Origin of the sequence: Curtobacterium sp. PsM8 (assembly GCF_030433875.1) — a bacterium.
GTDB lineage: Bacteria > Actinomycetota > Actinomycetes > Actinomycetales > Microbacteriaceae > Curtobacterium.
Genome location: NZ_JARUXD010000023.1, coordinates 13123 through 32187, shown reverse-complemented (window position 1 = coordinate 32187; position 19065 = coordinate 13123). Strand labels below are relative to the sequence as shown.

The 19065-nt window shown below is 70.9% G+C and carries 17 protein-coding genes; 3 read left to right on the top strand and 14 right to left on the bottom strand.

Annotated elements, in window-relative coordinates; translation table 11 throughout:
• Positions 1-60: 60 nt before the first annotated feature.
• The 8 genes from QCD68_RS07515 to rplU all read right to left on the bottom strand — a co-directional run bounded on the left by QCD68_RS07515 (position 61) and on the right by rplU (position 6983).
• Complete coding sequence (locus QCD68_RS07515) at positions 61-1731, bottom strand: hypothetical protein (protein ID WP_301222570.1); 1671 nt, start codon at positions 1729-1731, stop codon at positions 61-63.
• Positions 1728-2327, bottom strand: a complete 600-nt coding sequence (nadD, locus tag QCD68_RS07510; protein ID WP_111076213.1) for a nicotinate-nucleotide adenylyltransferase — start codon at positions 2325-2327, stop codon at positions 1728-1730. Before nadD ends, QCD68_RS07515 begins: the two co-directional genes overlap by 4 nt.
• Positions 2328-2338: 11 nt before the next feature.
• Complete coding sequence (locus QCD68_RS07505) at positions 2339-2539, bottom strand: hypothetical protein (RefSeq protein WP_110903974.1); 201 nt, start codon at positions 2537-2539, stop codon at positions 2339-2341.
• 41 nt (positions 2540-2580) lie between these two features.
• Positions 2581-3861 carry a glutamate-5-semialdehyde dehydrogenase gene (locus tag QCD68_RS07500; RefSeq protein ID WP_301222569.1) on the bottom strand — a complete coding sequence of 427 codons (1281 nt, stop codon included), beginning with the start codon at positions 3859-3861 and terminating at the stop codon, positions 2581-2583.
• A gap of 76 nt (positions 3862-3937) precedes the next feature.
• The gene (proB, locus tag QCD68_RS07495) at positions 3938-4738 is read right to left on the bottom strand and encodes a glutamate 5-kinase (RefSeq protein WP_301222584.1); all 801 of its coding nucleotides are present in this window, start codon (positions 4736-4738) and stop codon (positions 3938-3940) included.
• A gap of 40 nt (positions 4739-4778) precedes the next feature.
• Positions 4779-6323 carry a GTPase ObgE gene (gene obgE, locus QCD68_RS07490; protein WP_221850536.1) on the bottom strand — a complete coding sequence of 515 codons (1545 nt, stop codon included), beginning with the start codon at positions 6321-6323 and terminating at the stop codon, positions 4779-4781.
• An 86-nt stretch (positions 6324-6409) separates the two neighbouring features.
• Entirely contained in the window at positions 6410-6661 is a 252-nt protein-coding gene (rpmA, locus tag QCD68_RS07485) for a 50S ribosomal protein L27 (protein ID WP_110903977.1), read from the bottom strand.
• 13 nt (positions 6662-6674) lie between these two features.
• On the bottom strand, positions 6675-6983 hold the full coding sequence (rplU, locus tag QCD68_RS07480; protein ID WP_111052511.1) for a 50S ribosomal protein L21: 309 nt from the start codon (positions 6981-6983) through the stop codon (positions 6675-6677).
• Positions 6984-7159: 176 nt separating this feature from the next.
• Here rplU and QCD68_RS07475 point away from each other — a divergent pair, with 176 nt between their 5' ends.
• Positions 7160-7447: a DUF4031 domain-containing protein gene (locus QCD68_RS07475; protein ID WP_111076209.1), complete on the top strand. Its 288-nt coding sequence runs from the start codon at positions 7160-7162 to the stop codon at positions 7445-7447.
• Positions 7448-7549: 102 nt separating this feature from the next.
• On the opposite strand, the gene QCD68_RS07470 is transcribed toward QCD68_RS07475, so the two are convergent.
• A complete protein-coding gene (locus QCD68_RS07470) occupies positions 7550-8050 on the bottom strand; it encodes a hypothetical protein (RefSeq protein ID WP_301222568.1) in 501 nt (166 codons plus the stop codon).
• Between the two features lie 130 nt (positions 8051-8180).
• Positions 8181-11342, bottom strand: coding sequence for an Rne/Rng family ribonuclease (locus tag QCD68_RS07465; RefSeq protein WP_301222567.1), 3162 nt, complete (start codon positions 11340-11342; stop codon positions 8181-8183).
• A 327-nt stretch (positions 11343-11669) separates the two neighbouring features.
• Between QCD68_RS07465 and QCD68_RS07460 the strand changes: the two genes are divergently transcribed.
• Together QCD68_RS07460 and QCD68_RS07455 are read left to right on the top strand one after the other, a co-directional pair.
• On the top strand, positions 11670-12275 hold the full coding sequence (locus tag QCD68_RS07460; RefSeq protein ID WP_290157179.1) for a vitamin K epoxide reductase family protein: 606 nt from the start codon (positions 11670-11672) through the stop codon (positions 12273-12275).
• 114 nt (positions 12276-12389) lie between these two features.
• Entirely contained in the window at positions 12390-13250 is an 861-nt protein-coding gene (locus tag QCD68_RS07455; protein ID WP_301222566.1) for a DsbA family protein, read from the top strand.
• Positions 13251-13357: 107 nt separating this feature from the next.
• On the opposite strand, the gene ndk is transcribed toward QCD68_RS07455, so the two are convergent.
• Genes ndk through ileS form a run of 4 tightly spaced genes read right to left on the bottom strand, consistent with a single transcriptional unit; the run spans position 13358 to position 18991 of the window.
• Positions 13358-13777, bottom strand: coding sequence for a nucleoside-diphosphate kinase (gene ndk, locus QCD68_RS07450; protein ID WP_111076204.1), 420 nt, complete (start codon positions 13775-13777; stop codon positions 13358-13360).
• A gap of 35 nt (positions 13778-13812) precedes the next feature.
• Complete coding sequence (locus tag QCD68_RS07445) at positions 13813-14229, bottom strand: DUF4233 domain-containing protein (protein ID WP_146248243.1); 417 nt, start codon at positions 14227-14229, stop codon at positions 13813-13815.
• Positions 14226-15713 carry a bifunctional folylpolyglutamate synthase/dihydrofolate synthase gene (locus QCD68_RS07440; protein WP_301222565.1) on the bottom strand — a complete coding sequence of 496 codons (1488 nt, stop codon included), beginning with the start codon at positions 15711-15713 and terminating at the stop codon, positions 14226-14228. The genes QCD68_RS07445 and QCD68_RS07440 overlap by 4 nt, the downstream gene beginning before the upstream one ends.
• Entirely contained in the window at positions 15710-18991 is a 3282-nt protein-coding gene (gene ileS, locus QCD68_RS07435) for an isoleucine--tRNA ligase (RefSeq protein ID WP_301222564.1), read from the bottom strand. The genes QCD68_RS07440 and ileS overlap by 4 nt, the downstream gene beginning before the upstream one ends.
• Between the last annotated feature and the right edge of the window lie 74 nt (positions 18992-19065).

Here is a 19065-nt window from a genome sequence, read left to right as displayed (position 1 = left end):
AGACCGTGGCTGGTGTGGGGGCCAGACGGTCCGAACTGGTCGTGGGTGTTCCGGGCTGGCTCAGGAGCCGAAGAAGTTCGTCGCGACGAGGGCGACGACGATGACGCCGGCAGCGACCACGCCGACGGCACTCGCGGCGACGGCCAGCACGACCGGCGTCTTCGAGTCCTTCGGCTTGGCGGCGGCGAGCACGACCTGGCGCGTCGACGTGTGGCTCGACACGGCACGGCTCGCTCGGACCGGGCTGGCGTCCGTGTCGGGCTGCTCGTCGTGCTGCTCGAGGAGGCGGTCGACCTCGGCGCCGTCGATCGGCCGGTGTGACCCGGTCGAGGACAGCGAGGAGGGCAGGTCGATCGACCCGGTGAGGATGACCTCGCCGGTGGCGTTCAACGCACCGGTGGGGTCGGCCAGCGCCGAGTTCGGCAGGATCAGCGCGTTCGTGTGCGACTCGGCGACGCGGCGGGTGCCGGTCTCCTCGTCGTGCACCTCGGCGTCGTTGGAGTCGTGCGCGAAGGTCGACCAGTGGCCGGCCGGCGGTTGGAAGGCCGTCGTCACGGGCTTCGGCTCGCGCGGGGCGTCGGCGGACGTCGGGCGCGGGGTCGACCCGGGCTGCTCCGCGGACGACGGTCGCGAGACGGGGGCGTCCGCGGGCACCACGATCGGCACCTCGTTCGTGTCGTCGTCATCGAGGTCGAGCGGGAACACACCGGGGGCCGCTGCGGGCAGGTCGGTGGCGGGCGCGGCGACGTCGTCGGTCGCCGCCATGATCGCGTCGGGGTCGGCGTCGTGCGGCGCCCAGGTCGTCCGGTGCTGACGGGGCTCTTCGCCGTGCGCAGCGGCTTCCTCGAGGGGCTCGATGGCGTCCGGGGAGCCGTCGGCCTCGGTGGCCTGCTCGACGGCGGCGGGCTCGAGGTGCGAGATCTCGGGGTTCGGGTCCTGCCAGTTCGAGGATTCGTCGTCCTCGGCTGCCGGGGCGGCGTCGTCGTCGGACTCGACGTCCGCCGGCGCAGCATCCGAGGCAGTCGCAGCGACGGAGGGCTCGGCGTCGACCGCGTTCTCGTCGGCGTCGGCGTCCTCGTCGGCGTCGGCGTCCTCGTCGGATCCGACGAGCGAGCCGGAGTCGACGCGCGAGTCGGAGTCGACACGCGAGTCGGCATCGGTGTCGGCGTCAGCCCGGTCCTCGTCGGCACGGCCCTCGTGAACCCGATCGTCCGTCGGCCCGTCGACCGTCAACGGCACGAGGGACGACTGCGCGCCGATGCCAGCGGCTGCCGCTTCGACCGGGGTCGACAGCGGCGGCACCTGCGCGTCGGGAGCGGGCCCGGCGGACGGGTCCGTCAGCGTGCCGAGGACGTCCTGCACGGTGCGGTCGGACGACTGCGGGGTCGGGTTCTGCAGCGGGACCGGACGGCCACCCTGCTGCTGTGCTTCACGCAGCAGCCGCAGCTGCCGACGGGACATCCCGCCCGTGCCGGGGACGATCTCGGTCGCGGAGGCCGGGGGGACGTCGGACACACCGGTCGCGGCACCCGCGGATCGCGGTGCCGCCTGAGCGGCCGAGGCCGCACCGGGGGCGACGTGGGAGCCGGGGCGACGACGGGCCTCCGGCGTGGTGGAAGCGGCGGCGACGGTCGGCGGCGGCGTCGCGGGCTGGGCACCGCCAGAGGCGGCGCGCTCGCGCTCACGCATCTGACGCCGCGACAGCGGCGGCTGCGCGTCGGACGGACTCATGCAACGCTCCGATACAGATGGTGCTTCGAGATGTACTGGACGACACCGTCGGGCACGAGGTACCAGACGGGGGACCCGCTCCGTACCCGGTCACGGCAGTCGGTCGAGGAGATCGCCAGCGCGGGGACCTCGAGCACACTAACGTCCCGTTCTGGGAGTCCGGTGATGCTCAGCTGGTGGCCGGGCCGGGTCACGGCGACGAAGTGCGCGAGGTCCCAGAGGCCGTCGTGGTCCTTCCAGTCGACGATCTGCTGGACGGCGTCCGCCCCGGAGATGAACACGAGCTGGGCGTCGGGCCGCTGCTCGTGGAGGTCCTGCAGCGTGTCCACCGTGTAGGTCGGTCCGGGCCGGTCGATGTCGACGCGGCTGACCGTGAACATCGGGTTCGCCGCGGTCGCGATCACGGTCATCAGGTACCGGTGTTCGGCATCCGTCACGCCGGACTTCATGTACGGCTGGCCGGTCGGTACGAACACGACCTCGTCGAGGTCGAAGTGCTTGGCGACCTCGGAGGCTGCCACGAGGTGACCGTGGTGGATCGGGTCGAACGTCCCGCCCATCACCCCGATGCGCGGCCGACCCGTGCTCTCGAGCATCGGGTGGCGGATCAGATCTTCGAGTGGCCGAACTCGTCCACACCGGTCTCGTGCTGCCGGGTGGCCTGGAACTTGTGCGAGTGGCGGTAGGCGACGTCGCGGAAGCTCCACGTGACGAAGCCGAGGAGGGTGAAGACGCAGGCCGCGACGATCGGGAAGACGATCGCGGGGACGCCGGCCGCGTGTTCTGCGGCCTCAGCGAGGAGTGACATCTGGCAGTGCTCCGATCGATCGAGGAAGACTCCGGACCATCCTAGCCGCGGATGTGTCCCTGCCCGCGCACGAGCCACTTGGTGCTCGTGAGTTCGGGCAGCCCCATCGGGCCCCGGGCGTGCAGCTTCTGCGTGGAGATGCCGACCTCGGCGCCGAACCCGAACTCCCCGCCGTCGGTGAACCGCGTCGACGCGTTCACCATCACCACGGCGGAGTCCACCCCGGCCAGGAAGTGCTCGGCCGTGTCGACGTCGTTCGTGACGATCGACTCGGTGTGGTGCGTCGACCACTGCGCGATGTGCGCCATCGCCGCGTCGACGTCGGGGACGACGCGGATCGACAGGTCGAGGTCCATCGACTCGGTCGCCCAGTCGGCCTCGGTGGCCCGCAGCACCCCGGGCACGATCGTCCGGGTGGCGTCGTCGCCCCGCAGGGTCACCCCGGCGGCGCGGAGACGGTCGGCCAGCACCGGCAGGAGGCGCTCGGCCGCCCGCTCGTGCACCAGCAGCGTCTCGAGGGCGTTGCACACGCTCGGTCGCTGCACCTTGCTGTTGAGGACGATGTCGACGGACCGCTCGAGGGGTGCGGACTCGTCGAGGAAGACGTGCACGACGCCGGCACCGGTCTCGATGACGGGGACCTGCGACTCGGTGACGACGGTCTGGATGAGCGAGGCACTGCCCCGCGGGATGAGCACGTCGACCAGTCCGCGGGCACGCATGAGTTCGGTCGCCCCGGCGCGTCCGAGCGGGTCGATCGTCTGCACGAGCTCCCGCGGGAGCCCCACCGAGGCGATCGCGTCCTGGATCCGACGGACGAGCACGGCGTTGGTGCGCTGCGCTGCCGACCCGCCTCGGAGGACCACCGCGTTGCCGGACTTCAGCGCCAGCGCCGCGATGTCGACCGTGACGTTCGGGCGCGCCTCGTAGATGGCCCCGACGACGCCGAAGGGCACCCGGACCTGCGCGAGCTGCAGTCCGTTCGGCAGCACCGAGCCACGGACGTGCTCCCCCACCGGGTCGGTCAGCCCCACCACGTGCTCGACCGCGTCCGCCAGTGCGTCCACCCGGTCGACGTCGAGCCGCAACCGGTCGATCAGACCCGAGCTGAGCCCGCTGTCCTCCCCCGCGACCAGGTCCTCGTGGTTCGCGGTGACGATCTCCGCCGTGCCGGCACGCAGTTCGAGCGCGATCGCCCGGAGGGCGGCGTCCTTGCCGGCCGTCGGCGTGGTCGCCAGCACCGTCGAGGCGGCCCGGGCGGCCGTCAGCGTGTCGACGAGGGGCGTGGCCGCGTGGGCCTGCGCGGGAGCGGTGAGCGACATGACCCGATCCTAGGTCAGCGGTCCGCGGTGACGAGTCGGACTGGAGGCATGCCTCCCGTCCGCCCTGCAGCCACCGTCAGGTGCGTGGTGCGGCCCGGAACCAGGTGCCGACGTGCTCGCCACCGAGCGCGCGCTCGACGAGCGCGGTGGCCGTGACGAGGACGGACGTGCCGGCCTCGGCCGCCAGGCGGGCCGCGGCGACCTTGGTGCCGGCTCCCCCGGTGCCCACCCCGGCTGCCCCGATCGACCCGAAGGTGACCCCGGCGAGCTCGTCGCCGAAGGGGACCTCGTCGATGCGGGTGGCGCCGGGCTGCTCCGGCGGCTTCGTGTACAGGGCCTCGACGTCGGAGAGCAGCACCAGGGCGTCTGCCTCGACCTGTCGGGCGACGAGCGCCGCGAGCCGGTCGTTGTCGCCGAACCGGATCTCGTGGGTGGCCACGGTGTCGTTCTCGTTCACGATCGGCAGCACCCGCAGTTCGAGCAGCCGGTTCATCGCCCGTCGGGCGTTCACCCGGTGCGTGGGGTTCTGCAGGTCCCCCGCGGTGAGCAGGACCTGCGCCGCGGTCACCCCGTGCCGGTCGAGTTCCTTCTGGTACCGGAAGACCAGCACCGCCTGCCCGGTCGCTGCTGCGGCCTGCTGCGTGGCGAGGTCCTCCGGACGCCCCTCGAGCCCCAGGAACGGGAACCCGGTGGCGATGGCGCCGGAGGAGACCAGGACGACCTCGGTGCCCCGACGGTAGGCGCCGACCAGGGCGTCGACGAGCGGACCGATCTGCGACGCGTTGTCACCGCTGACCGAGGACGAACCGACCTTCACGACGATCCGGCGGGCGCGCGGGATGTCCGCACGCTCCGCGACGATGCTCGGTCCGGGCATGGTGTCCGAGCTCGCCCCGGTGTTCGGTCCGGCCATGTGCTCAGTCGCGCTCGGACGTCGTCTGCTCGACCGACTCGGCCGCGGTGTCGTCGTCTGCCCACAGGCCGGCGATGCGCTCCTGCTCGAGCTCGGCACGGGCTGCGGCCTTGGCGTCCATCCGCTCGAAGTAGTCCGAACGACGCTCGTTGCGCGTGGGGCGGGCGTTGAGGTCGAGTCGGGAGTCCGTCCCGCGGGCGCTCGTGATGAGTTCCGCGGTGGAGGTCAAGGTCGGCTCCCAGTCGAAGATCATGCCGCCCTCGCCACCGATGACCACGGTGGACCCGGCGACGGCTCCGGCCTTGAACAGACCGTCCTCGACCCCGAGCTTGGCGAGCCGGTCGGCCAGGTAGCCGATCGCCTCTTCGTTGGTGAAGTCGGTCTGCTGCACCCAGCGCTCGGGCTTGCCGCCACGGACGCGGTAGAAGCGGTGCTCCTCGCCGCCCTCGGCACGCACCGTGAAGGGCTTCTCGTCGACGGCCTTCGGACGGAGCACGATGCGCTCGACCGCGGGTTCGGCGGCGCGCTCGGTGCGGGCCTTCTCGACGACGTCGGCCAGGGCGAAGGTGAGCTCACGCAGACCCTTGTGCGACGCGGTGGAGATCGGGAACACGCGGTAGCCGCGGGACTCGAACTCCGCCGTGACGAACGCGGCGAGCTCGGCGGCGTCCGGCACGTCGATCTTGTTGAGCGCGATGAGCTGCGGGCGCTCGAGCAGCGGGACCTGACCCTCGGGGACCGGGTACTGCTCGAGCTCGTGGAGGATCACGTCGAGGTCGCTGATCGGGTCGCGGCCGTTGTCGAGCGTGGCGCAGTCGATCACGTGCAGCAGGGCTTCGCAGCGCTCGACGTGACGCAGGAACTCGAGGCCGAGGCCCTTGCCCTCGGACGCGCCCTCGATCAGACCCGGGACGTCGGCGACGGTGAAGCGCGTGCTGCCCGACTCGACGACGCCGAGGTTCGGGGTCAGCGTGGTGAACGGGTAGTCGGCGATCTTCGGCTTGGCGGCCGAGATCGCGGCGATCAGCGAAGACTTGCCGGCACTCGGGTACCCGACCAGGGCGATGTCGGCGATGGTCTTCAGCTCGAGGCTGACGTCACCGCTCCAGCCGTGGGTGCCGAGCAGTGCGAAGCCCGGGGCCTTGCGCTTCGTGGTCGCGAGCGCGGCGTTGCCGAGGCCGCCCTGGCCGCCGGGGCCGACGACGACGCGGATGCCGGGCTCGGTGAGGTCCGCGAGCACGTCACCGTTCTCGTCGTACACGACCGTGCCGACGGGGACGGGCAGCTCGAGCGTGTCGCCGCTGACCCCGCTGCGGTGGTCGCCCATGCCGGGCTGGCCGTTGCGGCTGGAGCGGTGCGGCGAGCGGTGGTAGCCGAGCAGCGTGGTGACCTGCGGGTCGGAGACGAGGACGATGTCACCGCCGTCACCGCCGTTGCCGCCGTCGGGGCCTGCAAGGGGCTTGAACTTCTCGCGACGGACGGACACACAGCCGTTGCCGCCGTTGCCTGCTGAGAGGTGCAGCGTCACGCGGTCGACGAACGTCGCCATGGGTCACTCCTGTTGTTGTTGCGGGGAAAAGCAAGGGAGGAGCAGGCACGCGGCCTGCCCCTCCCGGTGAAGCTCGTCGTCAGCGACTACGCGTTGACGATGTTGATGACCTTGCGGCCACCCTTGGTGCCGAACTCGACCGCACCGGCCGAGAGGGCGAACAGCGTGTCGTCGCCACCGCGGCCGACGTTGGCGCCCGGGTGGAAGTGCGTGCCGCGCTGGCGGATGATGATCTCACCGGCGTTGACGACCTCGCCACCGAAGCGCTTCACGCCGAGGCGCTGGGCGTTCGAGTCGCGACCGTTGCGAGTGGAACTCGCACCCTTCTTGTGTGCCATGTCTGTCTCCCGCCTATGCGATCTTGGTGACCTTGACGCGCGTGAGGTCCGCGCGGAAGCCCTGGCGCTTCTTGTAACCGGTCTTGTTCTTGAACTTCTGGATGACGACCTTCGGGCCGCGGAGGTCGGCCAGGACCTCGGCGGTGACCGTCACGTTCGCGAGCTCGGCCGCGGCGGAGGTGATCTTGTCCCCGTCCACGAGGAGCACCGGCGCGAGGTCGATGTTGCCATTGTCGTCGGCCTTGATGCGGTCGATGGTGATGATCGAGCCGACCTCGACCTTCTCCTGACGGCCGCCGGCGCGCACTACTGCGTAAACCACGTGGAATCCTTACGTAACTCTGCTTGAGGGAAGTCTCGGGTGCCCACTTCTGCGCGAGCGTCCTGAGTGACCCCGGGACGATCGGCGACGCAGGCAGAACGGCCCGCTGACACCAGGGATCGAGAATACTCGATCCGACCAGGCGGGTCAAACGCCGACACGCGTACGATCGAGGGATGACCGTGCTGATCGATCCCCCGGCCTGGCCCGCGCACGACACGCTCTGGTCACACCTGGTCAGTGACTCATCCTACGACGAGCTGCACGCCTTCGCCGACCGGGCGGGTGTCCCGCGGCGTGCGTTCGACCACGACCACTACGACGTGCCGCAGGACCGCTACGCCGAACTGGTGGCCTCCGGCGCCTCGGCCGTGACCGGGCGGGAACTGGTGCTGCGCCTCATCGCCAGCGGACTGCGGGTGCCCCAGCGCGACAAGCGGAAGCCGTCCCGCACGGAGCGCTGACCGTCGACTCCGACCTGCCGGAGAAGTCGGGTTCCGCGGAACCCCCGGACCGGCGTGTCGCGGGCGCGGCAGCGCGGGCATCGCGGTGCGGCAGTGCAGCCGTCAGCGCGGGTGTCGCCCGAGCCACAGCCACGCGGCCGTCGCCGAGCCGACGAGCATCAGGGTCATCGGCAGCCCGAGCTGCAGCGGCGTGGTGACGGCCTCCACGAACAAGCGACCGAGTCCGGCGCCCTGGCTCCGCTGCTGGACGGCGTCGTACGCCCCGGTGGTGATGCCGACCAGGGCCAGCGCCACCGTGCCCGCAGCGCCCGCCAGGACGGCGCGCAGGAGCACGACGGGCAGCGGCGCACGGGGCACCACCGGCACCAGGAACACCAGCACCAGGAAGGCCGCCAGCCAGAACGGGAACCGGGCGACGAAGACGTTCTGCACGAACGCCTCGACCAGGCTCGTCCCGCCGTGGCTCCGGAACGGCCCGACGATCGTGCTCGTGCCGACCAGGCCGATCAGTCCCGCCAGGAACTCGACCAGGACGACGCTGACCACCGCGAGGGCGGCACCCGTCGTCGCCAGCGTGGAGACCCCGGGCACCACGACGGGCACACGGACCGAGCGGGACCCGGACGGCCCCGGCGGGGGCACCGCGCGCGGCGGCACGGCACCCCAGCCGGATCCGGACCGGTCGTGACCCGCAGCCGGGCCACGACCGGTCGGACGCTGCTCGTCCGTCACATCACTGCCCGAGGATGACGGTGCCGTCGCCCTCGGTGTCCGTCGGGTTCGCCGGGGCGCTGATGCTGCCCGACGAGACGCGACGCGACCGCGCACGACCCTGACCCGGCTGCTTCGGCTCCGGCAGTGCCTGCAGCACCGAGTCCAGGAGCGACTCCGCAGCCTCCTCGCTCACCCGACGCGGTTCGCGCTTGGCGACCCCCACCGGGATGTCGAGGATGGCGACCGTCGTGTCGGCCGGCGTGACCGGGGCCGACGAGCTGACCCGACGGCGACCGGCGGGGCGCTCCTTGGGCGCGGCAGCCGGCTGCTCGGCGGCGGCAGCGGACCGCTGCGCCGACGAGGACTCCGCCGGTGCGGACTCGGATCGCGTGGACCGCGTGTGGACACCCGTCGTCGTCGCGGGGAGCACGACCTCCGGAGCGGGCGTCTCGAGCGGCGCGTGCTGCGCCTCCGGGGCATCCGGGGCCTGCTGCGCCTGCTGGCTCTCGCCCGAGGCCTGCTGCGCATCCGTGCTCGCCTGCTGCGCACCGGTGCTCGCCTGCGGTGCGTCACCGGCACGGCTGCCACGACGACGTCGACGCTTCGAGCCGCCGGTCGACTCGCTCGGCGCCTCGGCCGCGGGGGCGACCGGCGACGTGGGCGTGACCGGCGACACCGCCGACGCGGCACCGGCGATGCCGGTGACCGGCACGTCGGACTCCTCGTGCGGGATCGTCGACGCGGCGATCCGGGACAGCGCGTGCTTCACGTCGTCCGTGATCTGGTGCGCCTGCGACGCCTTCGGCTCGGCCGCGGGGGCAGTGCCGTTCCCGTTGCCGTTGCCGTTCCCGCCACGGGGCTTGCGACGGCCCTTGGTCGGACCCGGGTCGGCGTTGTTGTCGTTGACCTTGGCGTTGACCTCGTCGAGCGACTCGCGCAGGCCGACACCGATCTTCTTGCGGGTCATCTGCACGAGGCCGAGCGAGGTGACCTCGGCCACCTGGTGCTTGGTCCGGTCACGGCTCAGGCACTCCATGAGACGACGGAGCACGAGGTCCCGGTTCTCCTCGAGCACCATGTCGATGAAGTCGACGACGATGATGCCGCCGATGTCACGCAGACGCAGCTGACGGACGAGCTCCTCGGCGGCCTCGAGGTTGTTCTTCGTGACCGTCTCCTCGAGGTTGCCCCCGGAGCCGACGAACTTGCCGGTGTTCACGTCGACGACCGTCATGGCCTCGGTGCGGTCGATCACGAGCGACCCACCGGAGGGCAGCCAGACCTTGCGGTCGAGCGCCTTCTCGATCTGCTCGTTGATCCGGTGCTCCTCGAACGAGTCCGGGCCCTGGTACAGCTCGACCCGGTCCTTGAGGTCCGGCGCGACGGCCGACAGGTACTCGTCGATCGTCTCGCGGGCGGACTCGCCGTCGATGATGAGCTTGGTGAAGTCCTCGTTGAAGACGTCACGGACGATCTTCACGAGCAGGTCGGGCTCCGAGTGCAGCATGACCGGCGCCTGGCCGCTCTGGACCTTCTTCTCGATGGCCTCCCACTGGCTGGTGAGGCGCTGGACGTCGCGCGTCAGCTGGTCCTCGGTGGCCCCCTCGGCCGCGGTGCGCACGATGACGCCGGCGTGCTCGGGGAGGACCTCCTTGAGGATCTTCTTGAGACGGGCACGCTCGGTGTCCGGCAGCTTGCGGGAGATCCCGTTCATCGAGCCGTTCGGCACGTAGACCAGGTAACGGCCCGGCAGGGACACCTGGCTGGTCAGGCGCGCACCCTTGTGGCCGACCGGGTCCTTCGTGACCTGCACGAGGACCTTGTCGCCCGGCTTGAGCGCGGCTTCGATGCGACGGCCGTGGCTGGTGTCGACGGAGTTCCAGTCGACCTCGCCGGCGTAGAGGACGGCGTTGCGACCGCGGCCGATGTCGACGAAGGCGGCCTCCATCGACGGCAGGACGTTCTGCACCTTGCCGAGGTAGACGTTGCCGATCAGCGACACGTTCTGCGACTTGGTGACGTAGTGCTCCGCGAGGACGTTGTCCTCGAGCACGCCGATCTCGATGGTCGAGGAGCTCGACCGGACGATCATCTGGCGGTCGACGCTCTCGCGGCGTGCGAGGAACTCGTCCTCGGTCACGACCTGGCGACGGCGTCCGGCGTCACGGCCGTCACGGCGGCGCTGCTTCTTCGCCTCGAGGCGCGTGGAGCCCTTGATGCGCTGCGGCTCGGTGATCAGCTCGGGCTCGCGGCGGCGCGGTTCGGCCTGCTCGCGGTCGCTGCTGCTCCCCCGGCGGCGGGTCCGGCGACGGCTGCCACCCTGCTCCTCGCGGTCCTCGTCGTCCCAGCGGTCGGAACGGTCGGAACGCTCGACCCGGTCGGTGCGGTCGTCGCGCGCCGGTCGGTCGTCTCGGTCGTCGCGGTCGTCACGCTCGTCGCGCTCGTACCGGTCCGAACGGTCGTACCGGTCGTTCCGGCCGGAGCGGGAGCCGCGTCCGGAACGCTCGGGGCGGTCGGAACGGTCGTACCGGTCACGGTCACGGTCGTGGTCGCGCTCGGAACGGGCCGGCAGCTCCGGCAGCACCGGGGCGTGGAAGATCAGGCTGAGCGTGCTCGTCGCCTTCGGGACGAACGGCTCGGCAGGTGCCGGTGCGGTCGTGTCGTCGGGACGGGAGGCCCGTTCCGCGTCCGGCACGTCGGTTCCGTCCGTCGTCGTGGCCGCGTCGGTGCCCTCGGCGGCGTCGGTCGGTGCCGCCTCAGCCGACTGGGCGTCCTGCTCGGCGCCGTCGCTGACGACGGGGATGTCGCCCGTCAGCGTGCTGACGTCCTCCGGCGCGGTGCTCGCACCCGAGGTCGTGTCGACGACGACCTCGACGGCCGGGGCCGCCTCGACCGGAGCCGCCTCGACGTCGGCCTCGGCCGTGTCGGTGACGTCCGCGGTGTCCGTCACGTCGGCCCCGTCGGAGGCGTCGAGCGCCTCGGCGACGTCGACCGCGGGTGCCGCTGCGGGCGCCTCGTCGACCTCGTCCGAGGCGACCGTCTCGACGGCGTCGGTCGACGTGTCGGACGGGTCACGGGCCTCCAGGCCGCCGGACCGGGCGCGACGGCCGCCGAAGAGGCGGGTCCGGCGCTTCGGCGCGTCGTCGGTGTTCTGGTTCTGGTTCTCGTTCTGCTCCACCATGGACTGGTGCACTCCTCGACCCCGCACTCACCCGCGAGGGTGGCGGGAACTCTCTCGTATCGGTGCGGGCGGCGACTCCGCCCCCGCGCTCGCTGCTGTCAGTGACCGATCGGCGTCTCGTCCGCGCCCGGTCGTCGTGGGCACCCGGCTCACGGCGGCTCGGCGTCGGAGGTGACGCGTCGTCCGGTCACGGTGCTCTGTCACAGCACCATCACGTCCGGGCGGTGGCCCGGCAAGTTCTCGTCGTCACCCGGATCGGCCGGGTGACTCCCCCATCATCGCACGCGGTCAGGGAGAACGCCGGGAGGCCCGTGCGAAGATGACGCCGTGAGTTCGACGTCTGTTGCTCCCCGCCGTCCCGTCGCCGTCGCGATCCTGCTGATCGTGACGGGTGCCGTCGGGCTCTACGCCGCCTTCCGACTGGTGCTGGACGAGTTCGAGAAGTACGAGAACCCGAAGGCTGTGCTGACGTGCGACGTCAGTCCGTTCGTCAACTGCTCGAACGTGATGGCCAGTGCGCAGGGACACCTGTTCGGCTTCCCCAACCCGCTGCTCGGGCTCATGGGGTTCGTCGCGCCGATCGCCGTCGGGGTCGTGTTGCTCGCTGGCTTCCGCGGCACGAAGTGGTTCTGGACGCTGTTCAACTCCGGTCTCTTCCTGGCCTGGGTGTTCGTCACCTGGCTCTTCACGCAGACCGTCTGGTTCATCGGGTACCTCTGCCCGTGGTGCATGCTCGTCTGGGCGATGACCATCCCGCTCTTCTGGCTGTTCACGATCTGGAACCTGGCGAAGGGCAACCTGCCCTTCGGTAGCGGCGGCCGTCGGGTCGGGCGCGCGCTCCTGCCGTTCTGTTGGGCCTTCCCGCTCGCGAACTACCTCTTCATCGCCGTGGTGATCCTGGTGGAGTTCCCGCACGTCCTCACCACGCTCTAGCTCCTCCTCGGCACCGCGGCATGTCCACGCTGCGGTGACGTGTCACCTGATTCCTGGGGTCTTCCCAGCGCAGGGACCCGGTCCCGACGGTCGGAGCCGTTACGCTCGTTCCCGATGAGCGACAACGAGAGCAAGAAGGCGCGCCGCAACGCCGCGCGCGAGCGTGCCCGCGAGGCCCGCCAGAAGGAGCAGGCCCGCCGCCGACGGAACAAGACGTTCCTGATCAGCGGCATCATCGTCGGCGCCCTGGCGGTCGTCGCGATCGTCGTGCTCGTGGTCGCGAACTCGATCCAGCCCGTCGGGCCCGGACCGAAGAACATGGCGAGCGACGGCATCCTGCTCACCGGCAAGAGCGGCAAGATCGTCCCCGTCGAGACGAAGGCGATCCCCGAGGGCGGCAAGCCGACGGCGACGAAGCAGGACGACTCGGTCGCGAACATCACCGTGTACGAGGACTACATGTGCCCGATCTGCAACCAGTTCGAGACGGGCAACATGACCCAGATCAAGCAGTGGGTCAAGGACGGCACCGCCACCCTCGAGGTGCACCCGTTCAACCTGCTCGACCGCTCCTCGCTCGGCTCGAAGTACTCGACCCGCTCCGCCGCCGCGGCCGCCTGCGTCGCGAACTACGACCCCGAGGCCTTCCTCGACGTCAACAGCGCCTTCTACGCGAACCAGCCGTCGGAGAACACCCGCGGTCTGACGAACGACGAGCTGGCCAAGATCGCGAAGAAGGCCGGCGCGACGAACGCGAAGGTGCAGTCCTGCATCACCGACCAGAAGTTCGCCGCCTGGGTCGGTGACGCCACGAACCGCGTCCTGACCGAGCCGCTCGCCAACTCCGACCTGCCGAAGCTGACCGGTACGCCGACCGTCATCGTCAACGGCAAGCAGTACAACGGCACCGGCACCAACGCCTGGTCCGACGCGCAGTCGTTCGCCTCCTTCGTGGAGCAGAACGGCGGCAAGTAGCCACCGGACACGAGGAAGGCCCCCGCACTCTCGAGTGCGGGGGCCTTCCTCGTTGCGGCTCGGCTCAGCCAGAGCAGCTCGGCTCAGCCAGATCGGCTGGCCTCAGCTCAGGCGAACCAGAGGCCGAGCTCGCGCGCGGCGGACTCGGTCGAGTCGGAGCCGTGCACCAGGTTCTGCTGGACCTTGAGGCCCCAGTCGCGGCCCAGGTCACCACGGATGGTGCCCGGCGCGGCCGAGGTCGGGTCGGTGGTGCCGGCGAGCGAACGGAACCCGGCGATGACGCCGTTGCCCGCGACGCGGACGGCGACGACCGGACCGGACTGCATGAACTCGACGAGCGGCTCGAAGAACGGCTTGCCCTGGTGCTCTTCGTAGTGGCTGTCGAGCAGGTCGCGCGGCGCGGTCAGCATCTTCAGGTCGACGATCTCGTAGCCCTTGGCCTCGATCCGGCGGAGGATCTCACCGGTGAGCTGGCGGGCGACGCCGTCGGGCTTGACGAGGACGAGGGTCTCTTCGAGTTCGGACACAGCGGGACTCCCTGCGGTTCGGGGGTGGTGGTGGGTCAGTCCTCGCCGAGTGCGGCTCGGCGGGCGGCGTTCTGGCGGTCGAGCTGACCGCCCTTGACGAAGCAGAACACCCACAGCGCCAGGAACACCACGCCCACCGCGACCATGAAGGGCTCGATGAACCCGGTGGCGAGGATGGCCGCCTGCAGCAGCCACCCGAACCATACACCGGCCCGGGAACCGGTCAGACGGGACGCGAGGGCCAGGATCACGATCGCCGCGATCCCGCCGCCGAAGGCCAGCCCGGCCGGCAGGGTGTGCTTGCCGAAGACGACGAGCATCGGGAAGAAGAACATGATCGCCTCGAGCACGAGGGTGATCGACAGCAGGCTCTCGCGCGCCCCACGGTCACGACGCGGACGTCGCATCCGGGGTGCCCGCGGCGGCCGGGAGGCCCGTCCTGCGTCCGTCACTTCGCCCCGCCTTCCCGGTGCACGAGTTCCATCACGGCGCCGACCATGACGATCGAGCCGGCGACCAGGACCATCGCGTCCTCGGCGTCGGCGTCGTCGGCCAGGTCACGTGCCTCTTGGAGGGCACCGGCGAGCGACGGCTCGACGACGACCCGGTCGTTGCCGACCTCGTCCACGACGACCCGGGCGAACTCGTCGGCGTCGAGCGCCCGCTCCCCCGGCGGCTGCGTCACGACGAACGTGGCGACGGTGTCCTTCAGGGCGCGGACGAACCCGCGGGCGTCCTTGTCGCGGAGGATCCCGACGACGCCCACGACGTGGTCGGACGGGAACGCCACCGGCAGCGCGTCGGCGAGGGCCTTCGCGCCGTGCGGGTTGTGCGCCGCGTCGACCACGACGGTCGGCCCGGTCGCGATCGGCTGCAGCCGACCCGGGCTCGTGGCGTTCGCGAGCCCCTCGCTGAGGACGTCCTCGTCGAGGGCCTGGCTGCCGCGGCCGAGGAACGACTCGACGGCGGCGATGGCGACGGCCGCGTTGTGGGCCTGGTGTGCGCCGAACAGCGGCACGAACAGGTCGTCGTAGGTGCCGGCGATGCCCTGCACGCTGACGAGCTGTCCGCCGACGGCCGGGGTGTCGCTGGTGACCCGGAAGGCTGTTCCCTCGACCGCGAGGGTCGACTCGGTGAGTTCGGCGGCCCGCTCGAGTTCGGCGAGGGCCTCGGGCGTCTGCGCGCTCGACACCACGGACGAGGACGGCTTCACGATGCCCGACTTCGTCCGGGCGATCTCGGCGACGGTGTTGCCGAGCTGCTTCGCGTGGTCGATCGCGATCGGGGTGAAGACCTGCACCTGGCTCTGCACGACGTTGGTGGAGTCCCACTCGCCGCCCATGCCGACCTCGATCACGGCGACGTCGACGGGCGCCTCGGCGAAGCACGCGAGCGCCAGGACGGTCAGCGCTTCGAAGAACGTCAGCGGCAGCTCGCCCTTCGCGGTGAGCTCGGCGTCGGTCATCTCGAGGATCGGGGTGATGTCGTCCCAGTTCTCGACGAAGCGGCTCGACTCGATGGGCTCACCGTCGATGACGATGCGCTCCCGGATCGACACCAGGTGCGGGCTGGTCATCAGGCCGGTGCGCAGGCCGTGGGCGCGGACGATGCTCTCGGTCATCCGGGCCGTCGAGGTCTTGCCGTTCGTGCCGGTGATGTGGATGACCGGGTACGCCAGGTGCGGGTCGCCGAGCAGCTCGACGGCACGGCGGGTCGCGGTCAGGCGGTGCTCGGGCGACTGCTCGCCGATCCGGGCGTAGAGGGCGGCCTCGACGCGCTTGACCTCGGCGTCGTCACCGCCGTAGGGCAGGGCGTCGTCCGGGGCGGTGTCGCCGGCCGGGCCGACGGGGATCTCGACCCCGTCGGGGGCGAGGTCGTCCGTGTCGTCGGGTGCCATGTCGTCGTCGTGCGCGTCGTACTCGTTGCTGTCGCTCATGCGCGTGCCACCTCCACGGACACCTTCGCGTCGTCGCCGACCTCGGTCGCGGTGTCGTCCGCCCCGAAGTCGGTCGCGACGACGTCGATCGTCGTCGCCAGGGTCTCCCCGGCGATCAGCTGGTCGTGCTCGCGCACCGCGTCGGCGGCGGCGGTCGAGACCCGGAGCGTCAGGGCGATGCGGTCGCCGACGTCGAGTCCGGCGTCACGGCGGGCCTGCTGCACGGCGCGGACGACGTCGCGGGCCAGGCCCTCGGCCTCGAGCTCGGGCGTCGTGACGGTGTCGAGGACGACGAAGCCGCCGCCGTCCAGGAACGCCACGGCCGTCGCCGCGTCCGCGACGGTGAGGTCGAGGGTGTACTCGCCCTCGACCAGGTCGATGCCACCGACGGTGACGCCGGTCTCGGTCGCCACCCAGTCGCCCTTCTTGGCGGCCGGGATCACCTGCTGCACGGCCTTGCCGATGCGGGGGCCGGCGGCACGGGCGTTGACGGTGAGCTTCCGCTCGATGCCGTACTGCGCCAGCGACTCCTCGGCCTGCTCCTCGAGGACGACCTGCTTCACGTTGAGCTCGTCGCGGAGGATGTCCGCGAACGGCTCGACCGCGGCGGGGTCCGGCACGACGAGCGTCAGGGTCGCCAGCGGCAGGCGGACCCGCTTGCCGGTCGACTTGCGGAGTGCGAGTCCCTTCGAGGCGACGTCGCGCACGCGGTCCATCGCCGCGACCAGAGCGTCGTCGGCGGGGAACTCGTCCGCCGACGGCCAGTCGGTCAGGTGCACGCTGCGGTCGCCGGTCAGGCCCTTCCAGACCTCCTCCGTGACCAGCGGGGCCAGCGGCGCCGACACCCGGGCGAGTGTCTCGAGGACCGTGAACAGCGTGTCGAACGCGGCCGTCGCCTCTGCGGACGACTCGGCGCCCGCCCAGAACTTGTCGCGCGACCGGCGGACGTACCAGTTCGTGAGCACGTCGGCGAAGTCGCGGATCGCCTGGGCGGCCAGCGGGGTGTCGAGCGCGTCGAGGTGCGTCGTGACGTCCGCGACGAGCACCCGGGTCTTCGCGAGCAGGTACCGGTCGAGCACGTCGGTGCTCGCCGTGCTGCGGCTCGCCTGGTACCCCTCGGCGCCCGAGGCGTTCGCGTAGAGGGTGAAGAAGTAGTACGTCGACCACAGCGGCAGCAGGAACTCGCGGACGCCCTGGCGGATGCCCTCTTCCGTGACGACGAGGTTGCCGCCACGGATCACCGACGACGACATCAGGAACCAGCGCATGGCGTCGGCGCCGTCGCGGTCGAAGACCTCGGACACGTCCGGGTAGTTCCGCAGGCTCTTCGACATCTTCTGACCGTCGGAGCCGAGCACGATGCCGTGGCTGATGACGTTCGTGAACGCCGGCCGGTCGAACAGCGCGGTGGAGAGCACGTGCATGACGTAGAACCACCCGCGCGTCTGCCCGATGTACTCGACGATGAAGTCAGCCGGGCTGTGGGCGTCGAACCACTCGGCGTTCTCGAACGGGTAGTGCACCTGGGCGTACGGCATCGACCCGGAGTCGAACCACACGTCGAACACGTCGGTGATCCGGCGCATCGTGGACTGCCCGGTGGGGTCGTCCGGGTTCGGGCGGGTCAGGTCGTCGATGAACGGGCGGTGCAGGTCGACCTGCCCCTCGGCGTTCAGCGGCAGGCGCCCGAAGTCACGCTCGATCTCCGCGAGTGAGCCGTAGACGTCGGTACGGGGGTGCTCCGGGTCGTCCGACACCCAGACCGGGATCGGCGTACCGAAGTAGCGGTTGCGGGACACCGACCAGTCGATGGCGTTGCCGACCCACTTGCCGAACTGGCCGTCCTTGACGTTGTCCGGCACCCAGTTGACGTCCTGGTTGAGCTCGCCCATGCGGTCGCGCAGCTCGGTCACGCGGACGAACCACGACGAGACGGCCTTGTAGATGAGGGGCTTGCGGCAGCGCCAGCAGTGCGGGTAGCTGTGCTCGTAGGACGCCTGGCGGAGCAGACGTCCGGCGTCGCGCACGGCCTTCGTCAGCGGCTTGTTCGCGTCCGACCAGAGCATGCCGGCGACCTCGCCGAACTGGGACGTGAAGACACCGCCGTCGTCGAGCGAGAGCACCACGGGGATGCCCGCGGCCGCACAGACCTCTTGGTCGTCGGCACCGTAGGCCGGGGCCTGGTGCACGATGCCGGTGCCCTCGCCGGTCTCGACGTACTCGGCGACCAGGATCTTCCAGCCGTTCTCCATGCCCTCGGTCTCCGCCAAGAAGTCGAACAGGCGCTCGTAGGTGACGCCGTCGAGCTCCCGGCCCGCGACCGTGCGGGTGACGGCCTCGACGGCCTCCTCGGCCGACGCGTACCCGAGGTCCTTCGCGTGCGCGGCCACGGTGTCGGACGCGAGCAGGTACTGGGCCGAACCGGCGCTGCCACCGTCCGCCGCGCCTCCCGGCCCGGCCGGCACGACCGCGTAGGCGATCTCCGGACCGACCGCAAGCGCCGCGTTCGTCGGCAGCGTCCACGGCGTCGTCGTCCAGGCGAGGGCGCGCACGCCGGTCAGGCCGAGCTCGTCCGCCCGGGCGCCCGTCAGTGGGAACGCGACGGTGACGGACTGGTCCTGACGCGTCTTGTAGACGTCGTCGTCCATCCGCAGTTCGTGGTTCGACAGCGGCGTCTGGTCGTTCCAGCAGTACGGCAGGACCCGGAAGCCCTCGTACGCCAGGCCCTTGTCCCAGAGGGTCTTCCACGCCCAGAGGACGCTCTCCATGAAGGTGACGTCGAGGGTCTTGTAGTCGTCCTCGAAGTCGACCCAGCGCGCCTGACGGGTGACGTACCGCTGCCAGTCGTCGGTGTACTGCAGGACCGACTTCTTGGCGGCGGCGTTGAACACGTCGATGCCCATGGCGTCGATCTCGTGCTTCTCGGTGATGCCGAGCTGCCGCATCGCCTCGAGTTCAGCGGGCAGGCCGTGCGTGTCCCACCCGAAGCGGCGGTGCACCTGCTTGCCGCGCATGGTCTGGTAGCGCGGGAAGACGTCCTTGGCGTAGCCGGTCAGCAGGTGCCCGTAGTGCGGCAGGCCGTTGGCGAACGGGGGGCCGTCGTAGAAGGTCCACTCGTCCGAACCCTCGCGCTGCGCGATGGAGGCGCGGAACGTGTCGTCGCCCTTCCAGAAGGCGAGGATGCCGTCCTCGACCGCGGGGAAGGACGGGGACGGGGAGACACCGTCCGCACCGTTCGACGGCTCGTTCGCGGGATCGCGGTTCAGGGGGTAACGCACCGGATGGCTCCTGGAGGTCGGTGGAACTGGACCACGAGGACGGAGCCTGCGCTCCGCGGTACCACCTCGCTTGC